The sequence below is a fragment of the Dermacoccus sp. MPR-E5 genome, from assembly GCF_058809565.1.
This window is the reverse complement of the sequence record NZ_JBXASS010000018.1, coordinates 1-21,962: the sequence shown is the minus strand read 5'-3', so window position 1 is coordinate 21,962 and position 21,962 is coordinate 1. Positions and strand designations below refer to the sequence as shown.

At 68.6% G+C, this 21,962-nt stretch carries 20 protein-coding genes; 11 read left to right on the top strand and 9 right to left on the bottom strand.

All coding sequences use genetic code 11. From position 1 onward, the window contains the following. Positions 1-152: 152 nt before the first annotated feature. Positions 153-620, bottom strand: a complete 468-nt coding sequence (locus AC1RS9_RS12565) for an SRPBCC family protein (RefSeq protein WP_062258770.1) — start codon at positions 618-620, stop codon at positions 153-155. A 251-nt stretch (positions 621-871) separates the two neighbouring features. Beyond that, entirely contained in the window at positions 872-2,296 is a 1,425-nt protein-coding gene (glnA, locus tag AC1RS9_RS12560) for a type I glutamate--ammonia ligase (RefSeq protein WP_006946569.1), read from the bottom strand. Positions 2,297-2,542: 246 nt separating this feature from the next. On the opposite strand from glnA, the gene AC1RS9_RS12555 reads away from it, so the two are divergent. After that, the gene (locus AC1RS9_RS12555; protein WP_165584280.1) at positions 2,543-2,968 is read left to right on the top strand and encodes an RDD family protein; all 426 of its coding nucleotides are present in this window, start codon (positions 2,543-2,545) and stop codon (positions 2,966-2,968) included. Between the two features lie 220 nt (positions 2,969-3,188). Here the strand turns inward: AC1RS9_RS12555 and AC1RS9_RS12550 are convergent, their stop codons facing one another. The 3 genes from AC1RS9_RS12550 to lipB all read right to left on the bottom strand — a co-directional run bounded on the left by AC1RS9_RS12550 (position 3,189) and on the right by lipB (position 5,785). Beyond that, the gene (locus tag AC1RS9_RS12550; RefSeq protein WP_038567763.1) at positions 3,189-3,998 is read right to left on the bottom strand and encodes a DUF4191 domain-containing protein; all 810 of its coding nucleotides are present in this window, start codon (positions 3,996-3,998) and stop codon (positions 3,189-3,191) included. Between the two features lie 4 nt (positions 3,999-4,002). Further along, positions 4,003-5,028 (bottom strand): lipoyl synthase, encoded by a 1,026-nt coding sequence (lipA, locus tag AC1RS9_RS12545; protein WP_006946581.1) that lies wholly within the window; start codon positions 5,026-5,028, stop codon positions 4,003-4,005. A 115-nt stretch (positions 5,029-5,143) separates the two neighbouring features. Then, entirely contained in the window at positions 5,144-5,785 is a 642-nt protein-coding gene (gene lipB, locus AC1RS9_RS12540; protein WP_006946636.1) for a lipoyl(octanoyl) transferase LipB, read from the bottom strand. A 143-nt stretch (positions 5,786-5,928) separates the two neighbouring features. On the opposite strand from lipB, the gene AC1RS9_RS12535 reads away from it, so the two are divergent. Then, on the top strand, positions 5,929-7,614 hold the full coding sequence (locus AC1RS9_RS12535; protein WP_492921712.1) for a serine/threonine-protein kinase: 1,686 nt from the start codon (positions 5,929-5,931) through the stop codon (positions 7,612-7,614). Positions 7,615-7,687: 73 nt separating this feature from the next. Here AC1RS9_RS12535 and AC1RS9_RS12530 read toward each other — a convergent pair whose 3' ends face one another. The 3 genes from AC1RS9_RS12530 to AC1RS9_RS12520 all read right to left on the bottom strand — a co-directional run bounded on the left by AC1RS9_RS12530 (position 7,688) and on the right by AC1RS9_RS12520 (position 12,143). After that, the gene (locus AC1RS9_RS12530) at positions 7,688-8,596 is read right to left on the bottom strand and encodes a TIGR01777 family oxidoreductase (RefSeq protein ID WP_038567767.1); all 909 of its coding nucleotides are present in this window, start codon (positions 8,594-8,596) and stop codon (positions 7,688-7,690) included. Positions 8,597-8,619: 23 nt separating this feature from the next. Further along, positions 8,620-10,470, bottom strand: a complete 1,851-nt coding sequence (sucB, locus tag AC1RS9_RS12525) for a 2-oxoglutarate dehydrogenase, E2 component, dihydrolipoamide succinyltransferase (RefSeq protein ID WP_165584283.1) — start codon at positions 10,468-10,470, stop codon at positions 8,620-8,622. A gap of 188 nt (positions 10,471-10,658) precedes the next feature. After that, entirely contained in the window at positions 10,659-12,143 is a 1,485-nt protein-coding gene (locus AC1RS9_RS12520; RefSeq protein WP_006946582.1) for a leucyl aminopeptidase, read from the bottom strand. A gap of 101 nt (positions 12,144-12,244) precedes the next feature. On the opposite strand from AC1RS9_RS12520, the gene gcvT reads away from it, so the two are divergent. Continuing rightward, the gene (gene gcvT, locus AC1RS9_RS12515) at positions 12,245-13,348 is read left to right on the top strand and encodes a glycine cleavage system aminomethyltransferase GcvT (protein WP_062258756.1); all 1,104 of its coding nucleotides are present in this window, start codon (positions 12,245-12,247) and stop codon (positions 13,346-13,348) included. A gap of 120 nt (positions 13,349-13,468) precedes the next feature. Here the strand turns inward: gcvT and AC1RS9_RS12510 are convergent, their stop codons facing one another. Further along, complete coding sequence (locus AC1RS9_RS12510) at positions 13,469-14,107, bottom strand: DUF3043 domain-containing protein (RefSeq protein ID WP_492921709.1); 639 nt, start codon at positions 14,105-14,107, stop codon at positions 13,469-13,471. Positions 14,108-14,170: 63 nt separating this feature from the next. Here AC1RS9_RS12510 and AC1RS9_RS12505 point away from each other — a divergent pair, with 63 nt between their 5' ends. From AC1RS9_RS12505 to AC1RS9_RS12470, 8 genes are all read left to right on the top strand, one after another. Continuing rightward, positions 14,171-15,538, top strand: coding sequence for a dipeptidase (locus AC1RS9_RS12505; RefSeq protein ID WP_006946573.1), 1,368 nt, complete (start codon positions 14,171-14,173; stop codon positions 15,536-15,538). Positions 15,539-15,663: 125 nt separating this feature from the next. Continuing rightward, on the top strand, positions 15,664-16,347 hold the full coding sequence (locus tag AC1RS9_RS12500; RefSeq protein WP_006946591.1) for a M50 family metallopeptidase: 684 nt from the start codon (positions 15,664-15,666) through the stop codon (positions 16,345-16,347). A 94-nt stretch (positions 16,348-16,441) separates the two neighbouring features. Further along, entirely contained in the window at positions 16,442-16,804 is a 363-nt protein-coding gene (locus AC1RS9_RS12495; protein ID WP_006946562.1) for a HesB/IscA family protein, read from the top strand. Positions 16,805-16,882: 78 nt separating this feature from the next. Beyond that, on the top strand, positions 16,883-17,869 hold the full coding sequence (locus tag AC1RS9_RS12490; protein ID WP_006946602.1) for a carbohydrate kinase family protein: 987 nt from the start codon (positions 16,883-16,885) through the stop codon (positions 17,867-17,869). Then, a complete protein-coding gene (gene aat / locus AC1RS9_RS12485; protein ID WP_338813097.1) occupies positions 17,866-18,567 on the top strand; it encodes a leucyl/phenylalanyl-tRNA--protein transferase in 702 nt (233 codons plus the stop codon). The genes AC1RS9_RS12490 and aat overlap by 4 nt, the downstream gene beginning before the upstream one ends. 66 nt (positions 18,568-18,633) lie before the next feature. Further along, positions 18,634-19,563, top strand: coding sequence for an aa3-type cytochrome oxidase subunit II (gene ctaC / locus AC1RS9_RS12480; RefSeq protein WP_074045449.1), 930 nt, complete (start codon positions 18,634-18,636; stop codon positions 19,561-19,563). After that, on the top strand, positions 19,563-21,287 hold the full coding sequence (ctaD, locus tag AC1RS9_RS12475; protein WP_062258759.1) for an aa3-type cytochrome oxidase subunit I: 1,725 nt from the start codon (positions 19,563-19,565) through the stop codon (positions 21,285-21,287). The genes ctaC and ctaD overlap by 1 nt, the downstream gene beginning before the upstream one ends. Continuing rightward, the gene (locus AC1RS9_RS12470) at positions 21,284-21,685 is read left to right on the top strand and encodes a cytochrome c oxidase subunit 4 (protein WP_062258761.1); all 402 of its coding nucleotides are present in this window, start codon (positions 21,284-21,286) and stop codon (positions 21,683-21,685) included. The genes ctaD and AC1RS9_RS12470 overlap by 4 nt, the downstream gene beginning before the upstream one ends. The last annotated feature ends 277 nt before the right edge of the window (positions 21,686-21,962 follow it).

The window sequence follows — 21,962 nt, the reverse complement described above, 5'->3', positions numbered from 1 at the left end:
AAACCGGCACCCTGGGGAAGTGAACCCCGTTCTTGCGCCCAAGTGCACCCGGGTGCACTTGGGCGCAAGAACGGGGGCTGCATCTCTTGGGCACGACGCGAGTGGCGCCGGCTCAGGTCGAGGACGGGCCCGCTGCGCCAAGCCGTCGGCTATCACTCCTGAGCTGAGCGCGCCTCGACGGCTGCGCGGATGCGCTGCAGCGTCGTGTTCATGCCAGCGACGAGGTTGGCCTCGAAGTGGTCCTCACCGCCGAGCACCTTGTCGACGAGCAGCGCCGACACCTTCGACGTACCGCTCGGCGGCACGTCACGTCGCTGCGTCAGCACGGTGCCGCCGTCCTGCGGCGTGAGCGTGAAGCTCCACGTCGTGCCGTTGTCGAGCACCCGGAAAGCGACGCGCTGCAGGTCGTGAAAATCAGTCACCTTGGCACGCGTCGGCCACCACAGATTGCCGTCACGATTGACGTTGAGCATGAACGTGCCACGGCGGATCGGGCCCCGCGCAATCACCTTGCGACACTGCGGTGACCACTGCGGCATCCGCCGCAGGTCACTGACGAGCGGCCACACCTGCTCCGGGGGAGCAGCGATGAAGATCTCAGATTCGAGGTTGTCAGCCATGACGCCCACCGTAGCTGGCCGTTGGTCATCCTCCTCGGCTACGGCGGGGCTGGCGTTGAAGATCGGTTCAGATGACCATTTTTTCTCCGGCATCTGAACCCGCTCGGCCACGACAGAGGGCCCGGGGGGGGCAGCTCGCTCACGCTCGCTGCCCGCCTCGGGCCCTCAACCCTCGCCTCCAGATGCAGAGGTGGTTCAGATGACCATTTTTTCTCCGACATCTGAACCCGCTCGGCCTTTGCCTCCCAGGCTCAGATGTCGTAGTACATCTCGAACTCGTGCGGGTGCGGACGGAAACGAATCGGGTCGATCTCGTTCAGACGCTTGTACTCGATCCACGTCTCGATGAGGTCCTCCGTGAACACGTCACCCTCGAGCAGATACTCGTGGTCGGCCTCGAGCGCGTCGAGCACGTCTCCGAGCGAACCCGGAACCTGCTGAATGGCCTCGTGCTCCTCGGGCGGCAGCTCGTACAGGTCCTTGTCGACCGGCTCCGGCGGCTCGATGCGGTTCTTGATGCCGTCGAGGCCCGCCATCAGCTGCGCCGCGAAGCACAGGTACGGGTTCGCCGACGGGTCCGGGACACGGAACTCGACACGCTTCGCCTTCGGCGACGTGCCCGTGATCGGGATACGCACGCACGCGGAACGGTTGCGCGCGGAGTACACGAGGTTCACCGGCGCCTCGTAACCCGGTACGAGACGGTGGTAGGAGTTGACCGTCGGGTTCGTGAACGCGAGCAGCGACGGCGCGTGCTTGAGCAGACCACCGATGTACCAGCGAGCGATGTCCGACAGGCCACCGTAACCACGCTCGTCGTAGAACAGCGGCTCGCCGTCCTTCCACAACGACTGGTGCGTGTGCATACCCGAACCGTTGTCGCCGAACAGCGGCTTCGGCATGAACGTCGCCGAGCGTCCGTTCTGGAACGCGACGTTCTTGATGACGTACTTGAACTTCATGACGTCATCACCCGACTGCAGCAGGGTGTTGAACTTGTAGTTGATCTCCATCTGACCGGCCGTGCCGACCTCGTGGTGGCTGCGCTCGACCTCGAGGCCGACCTCGTGCAGCTTCAGCACCATCTCGTCGCGCAGGTCGGCGAAGTGGTCGACGGGCGGGACGGGGAAGTAGCCTCCCTTGTACCGGGTCTTGTACCCCAGGTTGCCGCCCTCTTCGACGCGGCCCGTGTTCCAGGCCGCCTCGATCGAGTCGATGTAGTAGTAGCCGGCGTTCTGCTTCGTCTCGAAACGCACGTCGTCGAAGACGTAGAACTCGGCCTCGGCGCCGAAGAACGCCGTGTCGGCGATCCCCGTCGACTTCAGGTACGCCTCGGCCTTCGCCGCGATATTGCGCGGGTCGCGCGAGTACTGCTCGCCCGTGAACGGGTCGACGATCGAGAAGTTGATGATGAGCGTCTTGTACTCACGGAACGGGTCCAGGTAGGCCGTCTGCAGGTCCGGGATGAGCTTCATGTCGGACTCGTGGATGGCCTGGAAACCGCGAATGGACGAGCCGTCGAACATCTGGCCGGTCTCGATCGCCTCAGCGTCGAAGCTCTCGGCCGGGATGTTGAAGTGTTGCATGACGCCCGGCAGGTCGCAGAAGCGGATGTCGACGAATTTGACGTCCTCATCCTCGATGAACTTCACGACCTCTTCAGCGGTCTTGAACATGGATCCTCCTGACTGGGGTGTGCGATGCCGGTCGACACCACACCACGTGTTGCCCACGATGCTAGGACCCCCCGATTACCCGGGCATGGCCCTCATGTTTCGTCGGTGTTACGAAACATGTGAACAGTTCACGCCGGTCGGCGCACGGCGCGCGACCACCTCTCCAACCTATCCAGGCACCTCACCTCTAGTCTTGGAGGGCGCGCTACGACTCACAGTGCGAGACACCACCGAACGGAAACGAACGTGCCCCCAGCTGCCCCCCTCGCCGATGCCGACCCCGCCGAGAACCGCCCCGTCGAGGGCCCCGGCTCCATCGCGCGGCTGGCCCCGCGCGCCGTCGCGCTGCTCATCGACTGGGCGCTCTGCTCCGTCATCGCCATGGGGTTGCTGGGCTACCGCTGGGGCGGGAGCGGCGCCGAGGGCTTCAAACCGCTCGCCGTCTTCGCCGTCGAGAACCTCCTGCTCGTCAGCACCCTCGGGATGACGCTCGGGCACCGCATCATGGGGATGCAGGTGCAGCGCGTCAGCGACGGCGCTGCCCCCGGTCTGCTCGCCGGCGCCGTCCGCACCGTGCTGCTCTGCCTCGCGATCCCCGCCGTCGTCACCGACTCGAGCGGACGCGGGCTGCACGACAAGCTCGCCGGCACCGTCATCGTCCGTACGCGCTGAACTCGATGCGACACTGACGCTCGCCGCGCGCACGCCCCAGGCAGCATGACCTTCACGGCACGACCCATGCGGGTTGCCCCGCCTCACGCCCCGTCAACCGGATGGGACGACACGCATCGCCACGTCGCAGCACATGGGCGCGGGAACAAGTGACAAGCCCCAGAACACACGAGAGCCCGCCAACTCGAGGTGGCGGGCTCTCATGTTCGTGCGTGGAGGCTCAGCGGCCACGCATCGCGGCGCGGTTGACGCGTGCCTTCGTGGGGTCGATACCGGCCGGAGCTGCGGGGCGGCCCGACCCAAGGGCGCGCAAGCGCTTGGTGATGCGAGCGGCCTCGTCGTCGGTAAGCACCTTGGGCATCTTCTGCATGTCCTTCTGCAGGCGCTCGACGGGGACGGAGCCCTCGTCGGTGCCGACGCGCAGCGTGTGCACCGGAACCTCGGGGCCGAGCACCCGCGTCGTGCGCTTGTTCTCACTGGCGAGCAGACGCTCGGCCATGCCCTTGGGGCCTTCCGCGACGAGCACGACGCCCGGCTTGCCGACGGCGCGGTACACCATCGCGGCACCCGAGAGGTCGCGCACCTGGCGGTTGCGGCCCATGTCGACGCCGACGGGCTCCTGCTCGACGAACCAACCCTTGCGCAGCGACGACATGACGGCGACGCTCGCGCCCGGCTGACCCGAGATCGACTTGTAGATCGCGGTGTTCGCGCGGCGGGCGAGCACGAGCAGTGCGGCGAGCACACCCAGCAGCACGCCGATGATGCCGAGGTAGATCGGGTGGCCGATGCTGAAGCCGATGATGAGCAGCAGCACGAACACGAGCGCGAACGCACCGATCATCCACGCCAGCAGCGCGGGGTCGTTGGCGCGCGCCGTCTCGAACACCTGACGGAACTGAGCGGAGCGGCCCGGCTCCTTGGCCTCGCCTCTCGTGCTCGACGCACCGTCGGCCTTCGTGGCGCCGCCGCTCGAACCGTGGCGGAACCGCGACTTCTTGGGCTCGTTGGTGGGGGAGGTTGATGCCATGGGGTCAGGATACGCGGGTCTCGGCGCGGGCCACCAAAGACGCAGCTTCCTGACGCGCCGGCGACGACGCCGCCTCCGCGAGGTGCAGCAGGTTCTCCGGCAGCTCCTGGCCGCGCTTGGCCATGACCTGGGCGTACAGACGGCCGGCTCGGTAGGAGGAACGCACGAGCGGACCCGCCATGACGCCGGAGAAACCGATCTCCTCGGCACGCTCGGACCAGTGCACGAACTCCTCCGGCTTGACCCACCGGTCGATCGGGTGGTGCAGCTTCGAGGGGCGCAGGTACTGCGTGATCGTGATGATGTCGCAGCCGGCCTCGTGCAGGTCGACGAGCGCCTGGTCGATCTCGTGCTCCTCCTCACCCATGCCGAGGATGAGGTTCGACTTCGTCACGAGCTCCTGTTCGCGCGCCATCGTCAGCACCTTGAGCGACTTCTCGTACGTGAACGCCGGGCGGATGCGTCGGAAGATGCGCGGTACCGTCTCCAGGTTGTGGGCGAACACCTCGGGGCGGGCGTCAAAGACCTTGCCGACGAGCTCGGGGACGGCGCCGAAGTCGGGCGGCAGGATCTCGACACCCGTGTTCGGGTTGAGTTCGTGGATGAGGCGCACGGTGTCGGCGTACAGCTGCGCGGCACCGTCGGGCAGGTCGTCGCGCGCGACGCCGGTGACGGTGGCGTAGCGCAGGCCCATCTCACGGACGGACTCGGCGACGCGGCGCGGCTCGTCGAGGTCGAGGGCGGACGGCTTGCCGCTCGCGATGTCGCAGAAGTCGCAGCGTCGCGTGCAGGTGTCGCCGCCGATGAGGAACGTGGCCTCACGGTCCTCCCAGCACTCGAAGATGTTGGGACAGCCGGCCTCCTGGCACACGGTGTGCAGGCCGCCACCCTTGACGAGATTCTGCAGCGAGTTGTACTCCGGGCCCATCTTCGCCGTGGTGCGGATCCAGCTCGGCTTTCGTTCGATGGGCGTTTCGGCGTTGCGCGCTTCCACGCGCAGCAGTCGACGGCCTTCGGGCGCGACGGTCACAGAAAAGCACTCCTCGGCTTGGCGATTGAGGGCGACACGGCGCGAAGATGCACGCCAGCGCTCAGAACAACAGCGTACGCGGGTGAAAACTTCCCGGCGAGTACGCGGACGGCGCTCATGCCGCCTTCGACGGGGCGACGATCGCCGACAGGTGACGCTCCACGACCGGGAGCACCTCGGCGACGGTGACGTCACGACCGACCTCGCGGCTCAGTGTCGTCACCCCGGCATCGGCGATGCCGCAGGGCACGATCGTCTGCGTCCACGACAGGTCGCAGTCGCAGTTGAGCGAGAAACCGTGCATCGTCGCGCGCTTCGAGACGCGCACGCCGATGGCGCCGATCTTGCGGTCGGGGCCCTTGTCGTCGGCGAGCACCCAGGTGCCGGAACGTCCCTCCACGCGGTCGGCGTCGACGCCGAACTCGGCGCACACGTCGATCATGAGCTGCTCGAGGCGACGCACGTGCGCGACGACATCGATGGGGATGGGCAGCGCCATGATCGGGTAGCCCACGAGCTGACCCGGACCGTGCCACGTGATCTTGCCGCCGCGGTCGACGTCGACGACGGGCGTGCCGTCGAAGGGACGCTCGTGCGCCTCGGTGCGCTTGCCCGCCGTGTAGACGGGGGAGTGCTCGAGCAGCAGAACCGTGTCCTCGCCGCCCGCGACGACGTCGGCGTGGACCTGACGCTGCACCTCCCACGCCTGCTCGTAGTCGACGAAGTCAGGGGCGAAGCCGAGGTGCTGGATACGCATCCCCCGAGCCTACTCTCCGACACGCCGCGACGGCCGCCGGCCTGCCTGTGGATAACTCGACGCACGCTTCGGCCCTCCTGGGCGACAGTGGAACCAGTGACGCCGACCGCGGCGCCCCTCGCACGCCGAACCCAGGAGTCACCATGCCCGACGCCACCGCACCCACGATCGCCGGATACACCATCGAAGCGCGCATCGGGCAGGGCGGCAGCTCGTCGGTGTGGCGCGCCACCGGGCCGCAGGGCACCGTCGCGATCAAGGTCGGCACGGAACCCGCGATCACCGCGCGTTCGGAATGGCGGATGCTGCGGCGCCACGCGGGGCCCCACGTCGTCGAGGCCCTCGATCTCACGACGAGCGCCGAGGGCCACAGCGCGCTCGTGCTCGAGTACATGGCCGGCGGCAGGCTCGACGACGTCGTGCGAGGACGCGGCGGACTCACCGTCGGCGAGTGCGTGACGGCGCTCGCTCCGGTCGCGGCGACCATGGCGGGTTTCCACGACCGAGGATGCGTGCACGCCGACCTCACCCCGTCCAACATTCTCTTCGACCACCAGGGACGCCCTGCGATCGCAGACCTGGGGGCCACGCGTGTCGCGGCACGCGCCGACGGGGCCGACTGGGCCACCTACGGGTTCGTCGCTCCCGAGATCGTCGACGGCGAACCGCCCAGCGCTGCGGCCGACGTGTACTCCTTCGGGGCGCTCGCCTGGTTCTGTCTCCTGGGGACGCCGCCGCCCGTCGCAGCGCTGCGGCCGCACCTCGTCGACGTCCTGCCCGACGCGCCGGACGCGCTCGTCGACCTCATCACGGCGTGCCTCGCACAGACGCCGTCGTCGCGCCCGCACGCCGCGGAGCTGGCGACCCGGCTGCGCGGTGTCGCCACCGCACGCCCGGTGCCCGTGCCGACCGCCGTGCCGATTGGCGAGGGGAGTGACACCCCTGCCGTTGGTGAGTCGATCACGCGACGACTGCGGGACGAGGCGCAGCGGCGGCAGTTCCTCGAGCCGGCCGACGCGGAGCGCCATGGGTCGTCACTCAGGGGCGGACGTCGTGGGCGACGGGGGCGTCGTGGCGCTGAAACCCGCGGCGAGGTCGGGGGAAGACGGACGTGGCGTCCAGGGGCCGTCGACGCTGGGCGACGTGCTGACGCGGCGGGCGCGCGCTGGAGAGTTGGTCGCTGGGTGCCCGCGGCGCTGCTGGGGGCGTGCGTCGTCGCAGCAGCAGCGATGTGGCCCGTTCACGCAGGCGGAGACTCGGCGGATGACGCCGGATCTTCGACGAGCGCGGCCTACGCGCGCGCCAACCCTGGTGTGACACCGGCGAACTCGGCGTCGTCCTCGACGACGGTGACGCCCGCACCGCCGTCGAAGGCGATGCCGAACGCGGTGTCGCCCTCGACCAACCCGGAGGCGGGGACGGCGGTGCCCGCGTCCGGTGCGAAGACGCCCACGATGACGGCTCCGACGCGTCAGGAGGTCGTCGCGCTGCTCGACTGCCGGGCCAAGGCCTGGTCGACGTTGGATCGAGAAGGCCTGGGCCGGTGCCTCGTGCCGGGCTCGGCTGCTCACACGCACGACCTGCAGGCCTTCACGCGGGCGAGCGCGCAGGGCGCGTCGTACGACGGCCTCGGCTACGCGATCGGCGCGCTGACGCCGGCGTCATGCAGCGGTGGCCAGGTGTGCCTGACGAGCCGAATCACGACGTCGGGGTACGACGTCCGCACCAAGACCGCGAGCGAGCGTGTTGCTGCGCGTCACGATGACGTCCGGCTCGTCGTCAGCCACGACGGCAGGGGCTGGCGCATCGCGTCCTGGTCAGCGGGCTGAGGCGCATCATGTCTACGTCACGAACCGGACGAGAGCGCGCCACGCGCCCGGTCAGCCTCCCGACGCGCGCCGGTCAGAGCGCCGACGCGACGAGCCGGTCGAGCGCCTGGTCCTGGTTCTCGTCCTGCCAGTCGAACCCGGCAGCTTCGAGCACGTGGGGGCGTACCCGCGTCGACGCGGTCACCTGGTCGGCCATCTCACCGAGGACGAAGCGCAATGCACTCTTCGGTACGCGCAGGGCAGCGGGGCGCCGCAGCGAGCGCGCGAGTGCCTGCGCGAGATCGGCCTGCCGACTCGCGCGCGGTGCGACGAGGTTGACGGGCCCGACGACGTCGGGGTGGTCGAGGAGAAACATCAGCGCGCGCACCTCGTCACGCAGCGTGATCCAGCTCCACCACTGCCGCCCCGAACCCAATGGGCCCCCTGCGCACAGCCGCGTCGTCGTGAGTAAGGGAGCGAACGCTCCGCCCTCGCCCGTCATGACGAGACCGGTGCGCGCGAGGGCGACGTCGTGGCGCTTCGCAGCCCTCATCGCCGCAGCTTCCCACTCGATGCAGACGCGAGCGAGGAAGTCTTCCCCGGGTGCGCTCGTCTCGTCGAGCACCTCGTCACCGCGATCGCCGTAGAAGCCGATCGCCGAACCCGAGACGAGACGAATCCGTTGGGGCACCTCCGCCAGCGCGTCGGCGAGCGTCGACGTCGTCTCGATCCGCGACTCGCGAATCGTGTCCTTGTACGCGCGGCTCCACCGATGATCGCCGGCGCCCGCCCCGGCCAGGTTGACGACCGCATCGACGGTGACGAGCGTCTCGACGAATCGGCTGTTCGAGCTGCGGGCCTCGGGCAGCGTCACCTCGCCCGGTGCGACCGCCGGTCGTCGGACGATCCGGATGACGGTGTCGCCGCGGCGACGCAGACATGATGACAGCGCACCGCCGATCACTCCGGAGGAACCGGTGATGGCGATGCGCTGTCCAGTCATGCGGTCAGACTAGCCCGCGACGATCACACCTCGAAGGCGCCCTCTTCCAGGCGAGCCTTGATGGCCGAGAGGAAGCGACCGGCGTCGGCGCCGTCGACCACGCGGTGGTCGTAGGTGAGGACGAGGTTCATCATCTGACGGATCGCGATCGAGTCGTTGCCGAACTCATCGGTGACGACGACGGGACGCTTGACCATCGCGCCGGTGCCGAGGATGGCGACCTGCGGCTGGTTGATGATCGGGGTGTCGATGAGCGAACCGTTCGAGCCGATGTTCGAGATCGTGAACGTGCCGCCACCCAGCTCGTCCGGCGTCACCTTGTTGTCACGCGTGCGAGCGGCGAGGTCGGCGATCTTCTTCGCGATGCCGGCGATCGACAGGTCACCCGCGTCCTTGATGACGGGCACGAGCAGGCCGCGCGGCGTGTCGACCGCGATGCCGATGTGCTCGGCGTTGTGGTAGACGATGTTGTCACCGTCGACCGAGGAGTTGACCTGCGGGAACGCCTTGAGCGCCTCGACGACAGCCGTCGTGATGAACGGCAGGTAGGAGAGGTTGACGCCCTCGCGAGACTTGAAGCTCTCCTTGTTGCGCGCACGGATACTCGCGACCTTCGTCAGGTCGACCTCGACGACGGCCGTCAGCTGCGCGGAGACGGCGAGCGACTCGACCATGCGCTGCGCGATGACCTTGCGCAGACGCGACATCTTCTCCGTCGTGCCGCGCTTGGCCTGAGCCTCGGCGGACGGCTGCGGCGTCGTCGTCGACGCGGCCGGGGTGGAGGATGCTGCCGGAGCCGCGGCGGACGCAGCCGGGGCGGCCTCCTGCTTCGGCTCCTGGGCCTTCTTCGCAGCGTCGAGGACGTCCTGCTTGCGGATGCGGCCACCGACGCCGGTGCCCGTGATCGTCGACAGGTCGATGTTGTTCTCGGCCGCGATCTTGCGCACGAGAGGCGTGACGTAGGTGCCGGAGTTGTCAACCTTCGTCGACGTCTCCTGCTGCTTGTCGGAGCCGGCGCCGGCCTTGGGGGCCTCGTCCTTCGGCGCCTCGCTCGCCGACGACTCGGCCTTCGGGGCTTCCTTCTCGGCGGCCTCGTCGTCCTTGACCGGGGCCGGCGTCTCGTTCTTCGACTCCGCGGCCTCGACGGCCTCGTCCTGCTTCTTCGAGTCGACCTCGTCCTGGTTCTTCTCCGCCTTCTCGGCCTCGGCCGAGTCGTCGGAGGAGCTCGAGCCGGCCGAGCCGCCGATGACGGCGAGGTCGGCGCCGACCGGAACCGTCTCGTCCTCGGCGACGAGGATCTTCGTCAGCTTGCCCGCGACGGGGGAGGGAACCTCGGTGTCGACCTTGTCCGTGGAGACCTCGAGCAGGGGCTCGTCAACGGCGACGTCGTCGCCCTCGGACTTGAGCCAGCGCGTGATCGTGCCCTCGGTGACGGACTCGCCGAGCGCGGGCATCGTCACCTTCTCGCCGCCGGAGACCTCACCGGCGGAGTCGTTCGAGGAGTTCGAGCTCTCGGACGCCTGCGACGCGCTCTCGGCGGCCTCGTCCTTCTTCTCGTCGGCCTCGGCCTGCGGCTCGGCCTCCTGCGAGTCGTCCGAGGAGGAGTCGGAACCGGAGTCGGACGACGCGGGAGCGTCGCCGTCACCGATGACGGCGAGGTCGGCGCCGACCGGCACCGTTTCATCCTCTTCGACGAGGATCTCCTGCAGCGTTCCGGCGATCGGCGACGGAATCTCCGTGTCGACCTTGTCCGTGGAGACCTCCAGCAGCGGCTCGTCAACGGCGACGGTGTCGCCGACGTTCTTCAGCCAGCGGGTCACGGTGCCTTCGGTCACCGACTCGCCGAGGGCCGGCATGGTCACGCGGTCAGACATGGGTGGAGGTCTCCTCAATCCAAAATTCACTTTGGTTTCGCGGATGAAGTTGTGAACTCCGGGGCACTTCGCAGCGAGCGGATCTCCCCGATCAAGGCCATCTTGTCACTCGCGGACGGGGTTGCGGAAACCCGCCCCGAATACCCGCGGGTAGGAAAGCGGCTGTGCCCACCCGCGGGCCTGCTCGATCAGGCGCGAGCCAGCTCGACGAGGGTGCGGACGGCGAAACCGGTGCCGCCCTTGGGGTTGACGCCGTAGGGGCTGCCCTCGTTGAACGCGGGCGCCGCGATGTCCATGTGGATCCAGTCGATCTGCTCGCCGTTCTTCTCGCCGACGAACTCCTTGAGGAACATCGCCGCGGTGATGAGCCCACCCATGCGCTCGCCGGTGTGCTTGAGATCGGCCACCTCGGAGTCGATGCTCGGGCGCAGGTGCTCGAGCAGCGGCATCGGCCACATGTGCTCGTCGACGCGCTCGGAGGCCGCGATCAGTTCGTCGCGCACCTCGTCGTTGTTGCCGACGATCGCCGCCGTGCGGTTGCCGAGCGCGAGCACGGCCGCGCCGGTGAGCGTCGCGATGTCGATGATGAGATCGGGCTCCTCCTCGGTGGCGTAGCACAGGCCGTCAGCCATGACGAGGCGCCCCTCGGCGTCGGTGTTGTCGATCTCGACGGTCGTGCCGTCGTGCATGCGGATGACGTCGCCGGGACGCTGCGCGTCGGCGCCCGTCATGTTCTCGGCGAGGCACAGGTAGCCCGTGACGGCGACCGGCAGCTCGAGCGCGGCGACGGCCTCGAGGAAGGCCGCGACGGCGGCGGCGCCGGCCATGTCGCACTTCATCGTCGCCATGCCGTTGGCGGGCTTGATGCACAGGCCGCCGGAGTCGAACGTGATGCCCTTGCCGACGATGGAGATGTGCTTCGTCGCCTTCGCGGGCTTGTACGTCAGCGTCACGAGGCGCGGCGGACGCGCCGAGCCGCGGCCGACGCCGATGAGGCCGCCGCACTCGGCCTTGGCGAGGGCCTTCTCGTCCATGATGTCGACCTTGACCTTGGTGCCCGACATGCGCTTGCGGACGATGTCGGCGAACGAGGCGGGGTTGAGGTCGAGCGGCGGCATGTTGACGAGGTCGCGCGCCCAGTTCTGCGCGGTCACGACGGCCGCCGCGGTCTCGACGCCCGCGAGGGCGCCGGAGGACTTCGCGTCGGTGACGAGCAGCGTTGCCTTGGCGAGGGCGTCCTTCGGCTTGCTCTTGTACGCGGTGTAGGCGTACGCGCCGAGGGCGATGCCCTCGCAGATGGCCTGGACGAGGTCGTCGGCGACCGCGGGGAAGGCGAAGACGGCGCTCGAGGTGCCCGTGAGCGAACGCGCGGCGGCGCCGGCGGCGTCACGCAGCGCGGAGGCCTTCGTCGGCGCCTGCTCGGCGTCGACGCCCGAGCCGACGGCGATGACGAGGCCGCTCAGGTCGCCGGCACCCGACAGGCGCAGCACCTCGTCGGCGCGACCCTTCGCCTCGAGCGTCGCGAGAGCCTCGTTGAGCGCCTTGACGGCGGCGGGGGAGACTCCGACGGGGTCGATGACGCGGGCGCCGTCCTTCGTCGGTGCGGTGAGGACGACGGTGGCGTCGGCTGCGATGGCGTCCGCGCTCTTGTCGCTGAGGGTGATGTCGACCATGTGGGGCCCCTTTCGTGGGTGATGCCGAGGTCATCGGCGTGCGTGCTGCTGGGGCGAGCTTAACGGCCCGTAGGACGTGGTGGGCGCGGTAGGTTCGAGGCATGACTGAGAACAAGCTCTCGCCCCTCGACGAGCGTCACCGCGCCCTCGGGGCGAAGATGGCCGACTTCGGAGGATGGGACATGCCCATCGAGTATCCGGGCGGAGGTGTCGTGCGCGAGCACACAGCGGTGCGTGAGCGCGTCGGCATCTTCGACGTGAGCCACCTGGGCAAGGCGACGGTGAAGGGTGCCGGCGCGCTCGACTTCGTCAACTCGTGCCTGACGAACGACCTGCGCAAGATCGGGCCCGGCCAGGCCCAGTACACGATGTGCTGCGACGAGAGCGGCGGGGTCGTCGACGACCTGATCGTCTACGTCAAGGCCGAGGACGATCTGTTCCTCATCCCCAACGCCGCGAACACGGCCGAGGTCGTGCGCCGCCTCGAGGAGGCCGCGCCGGAGGGTATCGAGGTCGCCGACGCGCACGAGGAATACGCCGTGCTCGCCGTCCAGGGTCCCAAGTCCGACGAGGTCGTCTCCGCACTCGCTCTGCCCGTCGACCACGACTACATGAGCTTCGACGAGGCCGACTGGCAGGGCCGCCCCGTCACCGTGTGCCGCACCGGCTACACCGGTGAGCGCGGCTACGAACTCGTCTGCCGCTGGGACGACGCCCTCGCGCTGTGGGACGCCCTCGTCGAGGCCGCGGCCCCCTACGAGGGTCTGCCCTGCGGCCTCGGGGCGCGCGACACCCTGCGCACCGAGATGGGATACCCCCTGCACGGGCAGGATCTCTCGCTCGACATCACGCCCGTGCAGGCGCGCTCCGGCTGGGCCGTCGGCTGGAAGAAGGACGCGTTCTGGGGAAAGGACGCCCTGACCAAGGAGAAGGCCGAGGGCCCGCGTCGCATCTCGCGTGGCCTCAAGCTCACCGGCCGCGGCATCCCGCGCGCGCACTGCATCGTGCGTGACGCCGAGGGCGCTGAACTCGGCGAGGTGACGTCCGGGACGTTCTCGCCGACCCTCGGCATGGGCGTCGCGCTCGCGCTCGTCTCGCCGATGCTCGCCGAGGGCGACCAGGTCGTCGTCGACGTGCGTGGTCGCATGCTCGAGGCCGTCGTCACGAAGCCGCCGTTCGTCGAGGTGCAGACGCGCAGCAGCTGACGCGATGAGCGCCTCCCGCCTCGGCGGCGTCTCCTCTGACGACATGACGAAGGGGGTCGCACCGGATGGTGCGACCCCCTTCGTCATGCGTTCGTTCTGGACGTGCCGAGGTGAGGCGCGTCAGGCGACCGTGTCGCCCCGCTTCACCGTCGGACGGGGGAAGCGCAGGCGGCGCATCTGCATCGAGCGCGTCACCGCATAGAGGGCGCCGCCGCGCGGCACGGCACCGAACTTGGCGATGAGGTCCTTCTTGATGCCGCGCCACAGCAGGGCAGAGTCGATGAGGCCCGCGAGGACGATGACCCACACGAGCGCCAGGGTGATGGCGGCCAGCTTGGGCAGCAGGAACCACGAGAAGATCAGGATGAACATGAGCGGCATCGCGACCTCGCCCAGGCTGAGGCGGGCGTCGACGCGGTCACGGATGTAGCGCTTCTCGGGGCCGCGGTCGCGCAGCGGCAGCGCGGATTCCTCGCCACGATCGGCGGCTGCGCGCTGCTGGGCGCGCGCCTCGCGTGCGCGCTCCTTCTCTGCCGCCTTGGCTGCCTTGCGGTCGGTCTCGACGAGGGGGCGCCGACGAGCGGCCTCCTGGTCCCTGCGCTTAGGCGTCGGGCGGTTCTTCGCACCGGGGCGCGGAGTGTGCGCCGCATCATTCGTCGGGGCGGCCGGCTCGCGCGTCGCATCCTTCTCGACCGCGGTGGCTCCGACGGCGGTGGCGCCGCTGCTCGTCTTCTTCTTCACTGCTCGCACCCGCGCCATTTTACGTCACGCCCGCGCGCCTCCCATCCCCGACACGGGCGCGCGGGGGATACCGTGGCGGCTGTGACTGCCACCGTGAACGCGGGCGCCCCGGAGGATCTCCGCCAGCGCATCGCCACCCTCATGCCCGGCGTCGTCGAGGACCTCAAGGCCCTCACGCGCATCCCCAGCGTCTCCCTCGGATCGTTCGACCAACAGCACGTCGACGACTCCGCGCGCGCCGTCGCGAAGCTGCTCGAGGCCGAGGGGATGGACGTCAAGGTCGTCTCCGAGGGCGGCCGCCCGGCCGTCATCGCGCACAAGGAAGGACCCGCAGGGTCGCCGCGTGTCCTCATGTACGCCCACCACGACGTCCAGCCCCCCGGTGACGACGCCGACTGGCAGAGCCCGCCGTTCGAACCGACCGAGCGCGACGGTCGCCTCTACGGCCGCGGCGCGGCCGACGACAAGGCCGGTGTCATGGCGCACATCGCCGCGATCCGCGCCTGGGGCGACGACCTGCCCTGCACCGTCACCCTCTTCATCGAGGGGGAGGAGGAGATCGCCTCCGACTCCCTGCCCGCACTGCTGCGCACGTACGCGGACGAGCTGACGTCCGACGTCCTCGTGCTCGCCGACTCAGCGAACTGGGCCGTCGGCACGCCGGCGCTGACGACGACCCTGCGCGGCACCGTCCGCGCCGTCGTCACCGTCCGCACCCTGGCGCACTCGGTGCACTCGGGCATGTTCGGGGGCGCCGTCCCCGACTCGCTGACGACGCTGTGCCGCCTGCTCGCAACGCTTCATGACGACGCGGGCAGCGTCGCCGTCGCCGGGCTGGACTCCGACGAGAACGTCGACATCGACTACACGCCCGAGGAGCTGCGCCGCGACGCCGGCATGCTCGAGGGCACGCAGCTCATCGGCACGGGCCCGCTGACCGCGCGGTTGTGGCGTGGGCCGAGCATCACCGTCATCGGGCTCGACGCGACGGGCGTCGACGTCGCGAGCAACACGCTCGCGGCGAGTTCGCGAGCCAAGCTGTCGCTGCGCGTCGCCCCCGGGCAGGACCCGCAGGCCGCCTACGAGGCGCTCGCCGAGCACCTGCGCTCCCACGCACCGTGGGGTGCGCAGGTGGAGGTGGAGCTCGAGGAGATCGGTTCCGGTTTCGACGCCGACGCCACCGGCCCGCTCTACGACGAGGCCCGCGCCGCCTTCCGTGACGCCTGGGGCAGCGACCCCGTCGACGTCGGCATCGGCGGCTCGATCCCGTTCGTCTCCTTGTTCGCGGAGATGATGCCCAACGCTGCGCTGCTCGTCACCGGTGTCGAAGACCCCGACACCCGCGCGCACGGCGCGAACGAATCGCTGCACCTCGGCGAGTTCGCGAAGGTCTGCCTCGCCGAGGCGGTTCTCCTGCAGCGCGTCGCGAAGGCCTCGGACGGCGCGTGACACTGGGCGCTCGACGACGACGGGTGAGGCCTGCGTGATGGCGCGTGGCCTCACCCGCTGTCGGGTGCCTGTGGTGAAGGCCGGGGTCAAGAGCCTCATCCATCCCGAGGGGGCGATGTCGGGACATGAATGACGACCTCATGCTGCTGAGCGCCGTCGTCGGTGCCGTGTGCGCGCTGGCAGGCTGGTTGTTCGGCCCGTTGCGTCATGCCGTGACCGCGGTCCACGAGGCGGGGCACACCCTCGTCGCTCTTCTCGCGGGGCGCAGCGTCCGCTCGGTGCGGCTCAACCGTGATTCGTCAGGTGAGGCGGTAAGCGTCGGCCGACAGGGTGGGCTCGGCGTCGTGCTGACCCTCCTGGCCGGGTACCCGGCGCCCGGGATCGTCGGGCTCGGGGGTCTGGTCGCCCTGCGCGCAGACCAGGCGCGGATCTGGCTCGTCGCCGGCGCCGTTGTCGTCGCACTCATGGCACTGCTCCTGCGCAACGCGTTCGGCGTCGTCGTCATCGCGTGCGTCGGGGCGTTGCTCGTCGCGACGCTACGTTGGGCCTCCGATCCCGTCACGAACGTCGTCGTGGCGAGCGCGTCGTGGTTCCTGCTCGTCGGCGGGCTGCGCTCCGCGCTCGAGCTGTTCCGCCCCCACGTCGGGCGTGACGACGCGATGGAGCTCGCGCGCGTCGGTCACGTCCCTGCGTTCGTCTGGCGGTTCGTGTTCTTGCTCGCCGCCATTGCGTGCCTGACGGCGGCTGCCGCCGTCGTCGGAGTGCTCGAGCCGGTCCGCTCGTCACTGGCGCGCCTCGGCGGCGCGTAAGGTGGGGCGGGAACACGGCGGGCCGCCGCGGTGTTGCACGAAGAACGGCCTGGAGACCACCAGGACCGAAGACGTGAGAGAGGATCGATCCACGATGACGGTGGAGACGAACACCCAGGCCGAGACGGCCACCCACGGCGTCATTCTGACGGACGTCGCCGCAGCCAAGGTGAAGAGCCTGCTCGAGCAGGAGGGCCGTGACGACCTTCGCCTGCGCGTCGGCGTGCAGCCGGGCGGCTGCTCGGGCCTCATCTACCAGCTCTACTTCGACGAGCGCACCCTCGACGGTGACCTCGTGCGCGACTTCGGTGGCGTCGAGGTCGTGGTCGACCGCATGAGCGCGCCGTACCTCGACGGCGCCTCCATCGACTTCGCCGACACGATCGAGAAGCAGGGCTTCACGATCGACAACCCGAACGCGGGCAGCTCCTGCGCATGCGGTGACAGCTTCAGCTGATCCGATCGGCTCCGCCTCGGCGCCCACTGCTGCGATGGCAGCGTGGGCGCCGAACGCGTTTCACGGTAGGTTGATGCGGTGAAGATCGCAGTGACGGGTTCCATCGCAACCGACCATCTCATGACGTTCGACGGGCGTTTCGCCGATTCGCTCGTCGTCGAGCAGCTCGACAAGATCTCGGTCTCGTTCCTCGTGAACGACCTGCAGATCCGCCGCGGAGGCGTGGCGGGCAACATCGCGTTCGGCCTCGGCAACCTCGGCCTGCGCCCGATCCTCATCGGGTGCGTGGGCGCCGATTTCGCCGACTACGGCTCCTGGTTGGAGCGTCATGGCGTCGACACCTCTGAGGTGCGCATCTCGCAGACGCAGCACACCGCGCGTTTCGTCTGCACGACCGACAACGACATGGCGCAGATGGCGTCGTTCTACCCGGGTGCGATGTCGGAGGGGCGCGAGGTCGAACTCGGCCCGATCGCCGAGCGCCACGGGGGTTTCGACCTCGTCCTCATCGGCGCGCACGACCCGGAGGGCATGCGTCGCAACACGCAGGAGTGCCGGCGTCGGGGCATCCCGTTCGTCGCGGACCCCTCCCAGCAGCTGGCCTTCGGCGACGGCGCGTTCATCCGCGACATCATCGACGGCGCGCAGTACCTGTTCACCAACGAGTACGAATCGCACCTCACGGAGCAGAAGACGGGCTGGAGCGCCGACGAGATCCTCGACCGCGTCGGGGTACGTGTCATCACCCGCGGCAAGGACGGCGCGAGCATCCACCGCCGCGGTGAGCCGACGATCGACGTGCCCGTCGCCCAGATCGCGCAGGCGGTCGACCCGACGGGCGTCGGCGACGCCTTCCGCGCTGGATTCCTGGCCGGGTTGTCGTGGCAGCTCGAGCTGGAGCGCTGCGCCCAGCTGGGTTCGGTGCTCGCCGCTCACGTCATCGAGACCGTCGGCACCCAGGAGTACGTGCTGAAGGCGCCCGCCTTCCTCGACCGCTTCCGCGCGGCTTACGGTGACGCCGCGGCAGGCGAGGTGGCGGCGCGCCTGCGTGATCGGCGGTCGTGAACCCGCTCGAGCTCGAGTGCCGGTGGAACTTCGCCGACGCCGACTTCGACGCCGATGACGACCTCGTCGCCCTCGGCGCCGACCTCGAACCGGCGACGATCGTCGGGGCGTACTCCCAGGGCGTCTTCCCGATGGGTCTGGGGGAGGGCGGCGGCGAACCGCTCGGCTGGTGGTCGCCGCTGGAGCGCGGCGTCCTGCGTCGCGGTGACTTCCACGTCTCCCGCAGCCTGCGTCGCTCGGGCCGGACGATGGAGGTGAGCATCGACACCGCGTTCGACGACGTTGTCGCCGCCTGCGCCGACCCGAGCCGTGACGGCGCGTGGATCACCCCCGCCGTCGCCTCGGCCTACGGCGCACTCCACCGCCTCGGGGTGGCGCACTCGATCGAGGTGAGACAGGACGGCGAACTCGTCGGCGGCCTCTATGGGCTCGCGCTCGGTGGGTTGTTCGCCGGCGAGTCGAAGTTCCACGTCGCGACTGACGCATCGAAGGTGGCGCTGTGGGCGCTGAGCGAGGTCGTGTTCGCCGAGCCCGGGCCGCGTCTGATCGACGTGCAGTGGCGCACGGACCACCTCGCGAGCCTGGGCATCACCACCATGGAGCGTTCGGCGTACCGCGACGCCGTCGCGCACCTCGTCACCTCGCCGCCGATCACCGGTCTGGTGCCGGGCGCGCGGGTGCCGTTAGGCAATCGTTAGAGCCAGGAGATACCCCCCGACCCTTGGCGAAGTCTGAGCCTGGGATAAGGTTTGAATGTGCCTGGTATGGATCTGAGGAAGGTGGACGCTGTGCGTCGGCCCTTACGGAAGACGAGCCCCTCGTGGCGTCGTCGAATTGCTGCTGTCGGTGTCGGTGGAGCGGTACTGCCGCTGACCGCGTGCTCCGGAGAGGTCAGCCGCGGCTGGCTGCCCGAGGGCGTCACCGAGAACTCCCACCATGTGATCGATTTCTGGGTGGACACCTGGTACTGGGCGCTCGCCGTCGGCGTGCTCGTCTGGGGCCTCATGCTCTGGTGCATCCTGCGCTACCGCCGTCGCAAGAGCGACACGGGCTTCCCGGCGCAGATGCAGTACAACGTGCCGATGGAGATCCTCTACACGGTCGTGCCGATCTTCATGGTCGCCGTGCTGTTCGGCAAGACGGTCGGGCTGGAGAACAAGCTGCTCGACACCAAGCCGAAGCCCGACGTGACGATCAACGTCGTCGGCAAGCAGTGGAGTTGGGACTTCAACTACGTCGACGCCAAGACCTACGACACCGGCGTCATGGGTGACATGAAGGCCGGCAAGCCGGGCGCCGAGGCCGGACTGCCGACGCTGTACCTGCCCGTGAACAAGCGCGTCGAGTTCGTGCTGACGACGCGCGACGTCATCCACACGTTCTGGGTGCCGCAGTTCCTGCAGAAGCTCGACATGATCCCGAGCAAGGTGAACAAGTTCGCCGTCGACACGACGCAAGAGGGCACCTTCAAGGGCAAGTGCGCCGAGCTGTGCGGTGCGTACCACTCTCAGATGCTCTTCAACGTGAAGGTCGTCTCGCAGGCGGAGTACGACAAGCACATGGACGACCTGCGCAAGCAGGGCAAGTCCGGCTTCCTGTCGAACTCCCTCAACCGTTCCAGCGTCGCCCCGCAGGACCAGCAGTACCTGCCCGAGGGTGTCGGCGCGTCGGACATCGTCAAGGAGGGTAAGTAATGGCTACGGCTACGACTCCCGCCGCAGGCCTTCAGCAGCGCCCCGAGGCACGGCGTCCTGAGGACTTCAACGCGGGCCGAACCATCGTCAAGTGGTTGACGACGACCGACCACAAGGTCATCGGCAACCTGTACTTCATCACGTCGTTCATCTTCTTCCTGCTCGGTGGTGCGATGGCTCTGGTCATCCGTGCCGAGCTGTGGTCGCCCGGCCTGCAAATCGTCGACAACCCGGAGCAGTTCAACCAGCTGTTCACCATGCACGGCACGGTGATGCTCCTGATGTTCGCGACGCCGCTGTTCTCGGGCTTCGCGAACGCGCTCATGCCGCTGCAGATCGGCGCGCCCGACGTCGCCTTCCCGCGACTCAACATGTTCGCCTACTGGCTCTACCTCTTCGGCAGCCTCATCGCAGTGGCCGGCTTCCTGACGCCGCAGGGTGCGGCCTCGTTCGGTTGGTTCGCGTACGCGCCGCTGTCGAGCACCACCTACAGCCCCGGTCTCGGCGGCAACCTGTGGGTCTACGGCCTCGCGCTGACCGGTTTCGCCTCGATCATGGGTGCGGTCAACTTCGTCACGACGATCGTCTGCATGCGCGCTCCCGGCATGACAATGTTCCGCACGTCGATCTTCACGTGGACAGTGCTCATCACCTCGATCCTCGTGCTGCTCGTCTTCCCGGTCCTCGCCGCTGCGCTGTTCGGCCTCGGCCTCGACCGCACGATGAATGCGCACGTGTTCGACTCGGAAACGGCCGGAGCCATGCTCTGGCAGCACATGTTCTGGTTCTTCGGGCACCCCGAGGTGTACATCATCGCGCTGCCGTTCTTCGGCATCATCTCCGAGGTCCTGCCGGTCTTCTCGCGCAAGCCGATCTTCGGTTACAAGACACTGGTCTTCGCGACGATCGCCATCGGCGCGCTGTCGGTCTCGGTGTGGGCTCACCACATGTACGCGACCGGCCAGGTGCTCCTGCCCTTCTTCGCCGTCATGACGATGCTCATCGCCGTCCCGACCGGCGTGAAGTTCTTCAACTGGATCGGCACCATGTGGGGTGGCTCGCTCACCTTCGAGACTCCGATGCTGTGGGCGCTCGGCTTCCTCGCGACCTTCCTCTTCGGTGGTCTGACGGGTGTCATCCTCGCCAGCCCGGCGCTCGACCTGCACCTGTCCGACTCTTACTTCGTCGTGGCGCACTTCCACTACGTCGTCTTCGGCACCGTCGTGTTCGCGATGTTCGCGGGGTATTACTTCTGGTGGCCGAAGTTCACCGGCCGCATGCTGAACGAGACGATCGGCAAGATCCATTTCTGGCTGCTGTTCGTCGGCTTCCACCTGACGTTCCTCGTTCAGCACGTGCTGGGTGTCGAGGGCATGCCCCGTCGTTACGCCGACTACCTCCCGGAGGACGGGTTCCAGTCCTTGAACCAGGTCTCGACCGTTGGCTCGTTCCTGCTGGGTGCCTCGATGCTGCCGTTCCTCTACAACGTGTACATCACGTGGAAGAAGGCGCCGCTCGTCACGGAGGACGACCCGTGGGGCTTCGGGGCCTCGCTCGAGTGGGCGACGTCCTGCCCGCCGCCGCGTCACAACTTCAACAGCATCCCGCGCATCCGTTCCGAGCGCCCCGCGTTCGACCTGCACCACCCGGAGGTCGGGGTCTTCTCCGTCCTGCCGGCGCAGGACACGGTTGACCAGCTGGGTGGAAAGGCTCACACCGCATGAAGACGTCATACAAGCTCTTCCTCGTGCTCGGCCTCTTCTACTTGCCGCTGATCTTCATCTACGGTCACTTCAGCCACTGGGACGAGCCAGTGGGTGTCGTCGGCCTCGCGCTCAGCACCGGCTTCGGCCTCATGATCGCCGGTTACTTCGCGGTCACCGACCGCAAGCTGGGTGCGGGCCCGAGCGACCGCCCCGAGGGCGAGATCAGCGAAGTGTCCGGCGAGCAGGGCTTCTTCTCGCCCTACTCGTGGACGCCGCTGTGGCTCGCCGCTGCGATTGCGCTGCTCGCGTTCGGGATGGCTGTCGGCTGGTGGATCGTGTTCATCGCCGCTCCGCTTGTCTGCGTTGCAGTCGTGCTGTGGACGTTCGAATACTTCAGTGGCGAGCACGCCATCTGATCACTCGCACCAAAGATCGCCCCGCCCTTCCTCTGGAAGGGCGGGGCGATCTGCATGTCTGGGATGAAGCGGACTCGCTAGTTCGGCTGTGCGACGTCACGCGAGCATGCGGTGATGACGGTGGCGGGGCCGGCAAAGCCGCCCGGGCGCCCCACAGCGGCCCGTGCGTACCTGCGATTTTCGTCCACCGGAAGCTGTCAACCTGATTGGAGTCACGTGGGGTTGAGTTGGGTGATTTCGGGTGTTGTGGCGGCGATGGGGCGCCGGCCTCGGTAGC

Excerpts from the sequence above, each read along its gene's own strand:
- AC1RS9_RS12565 (WP_062258770.1), bottom strand. The coding sequence starts at position 620 with ATGGCTGACAACCTCGAATCTGAGATCTTCATCGCTGCTCCCCCGGAG.
- glnA (WP_006946569.1), bottom strand. The coding sequence starts at position 2,296 with ATGTTCAAGACCGCTGAAGAGGTCGTGAAGTTCATCGAGGATGAGGAC.
- AC1RS9_RS12550 (WP_038567763.1), bottom strand. The coding sequence starts at position 3,998 with ATGGCATCAACCTCCCCCACCAACGAGCCCAAGAAGTCGCGGTTCCGC.
- lipB (WP_006946636.1), bottom strand. The coding sequence starts at position 5,785 with ATGCGTATCCAGCACCTCGGCTTCGCCCCTGACTTCGTCGACTACGAG.
- AC1RS9_RS12535 (WP_492921712.1), top strand. The coding sequence starts at position 5,929 with ATGCCCGACGCCACCGCACCCACGATCGCCGGATACACCATCGAAGCG.
- AC1RS9_RS12530 (WP_038567767.1), bottom strand. The coding sequence starts at position 8,596 with ATGACTGGACAGCGCATCGCCATCACCGGTTCCTCCGGAGTGATCGGC.
- sucB (WP_165584283.1), bottom strand. The coding sequence starts at position 10,470 with ATGTCTGACCGCGTGACCATGCCGGCCCTCGGCGAGTCGGTGACCGAA.
- AC1RS9_RS12520 (WP_006946582.1), bottom strand. The coding sequence starts at position 12,143 with ATGGTCGACATCACCCTCAGCGACAAGAGCGCGGACGCCATCGCAGCC.
- gcvT (WP_062258756.1), top strand. The coding sequence starts at position 12,245 with ATGACTGAGAACAAGCTCTCGCCCCTCGACGAGCGTCACCGCGCCCTC.
- AC1RS9_RS12510 (WP_492921709.1), bottom strand. The coding sequence starts at position 14,107 with ATGGCGCGGGTGCGAGCAGTGAAGAAGAAGACGAGCAGCGGCGCCACC.
- AC1RS9_RS12500 (WP_006946591.1), top strand. The coding sequence starts at position 15,664 with ATGAATGACGACCTCATGCTGCTGAGCGCCGTCGTCGGTGCCGTGTGC.
- AC1RS9_RS12495 (WP_006946562.1), top strand. The coding sequence starts at position 16,442 with ATGACGGTGGAGACGAACACCCAGGCCGAGACGGCCACCCACGGCGTC.
- ctaC (WP_074045449.1), top strand. The coding sequence starts at position 18,634 with ATGGATCTGAGGAAGGTGGACGCTGTGCGTCGGCCCTTACGGAAGACG.
- ctaD (WP_062258759.1), top strand. The coding sequence starts at position 19,563 with ATGGCTACGGCTACGACTCCCGCCGCAGGCCTTCAGCAGCGCCCCGAG.
- AC1RS9_RS12470 (WP_062258761.1), top strand. The coding sequence starts at position 21,284 with ATGAAGACGTCATACAAGCTCTTCCTCGTGCTCGGCCTCTTCTACTTG.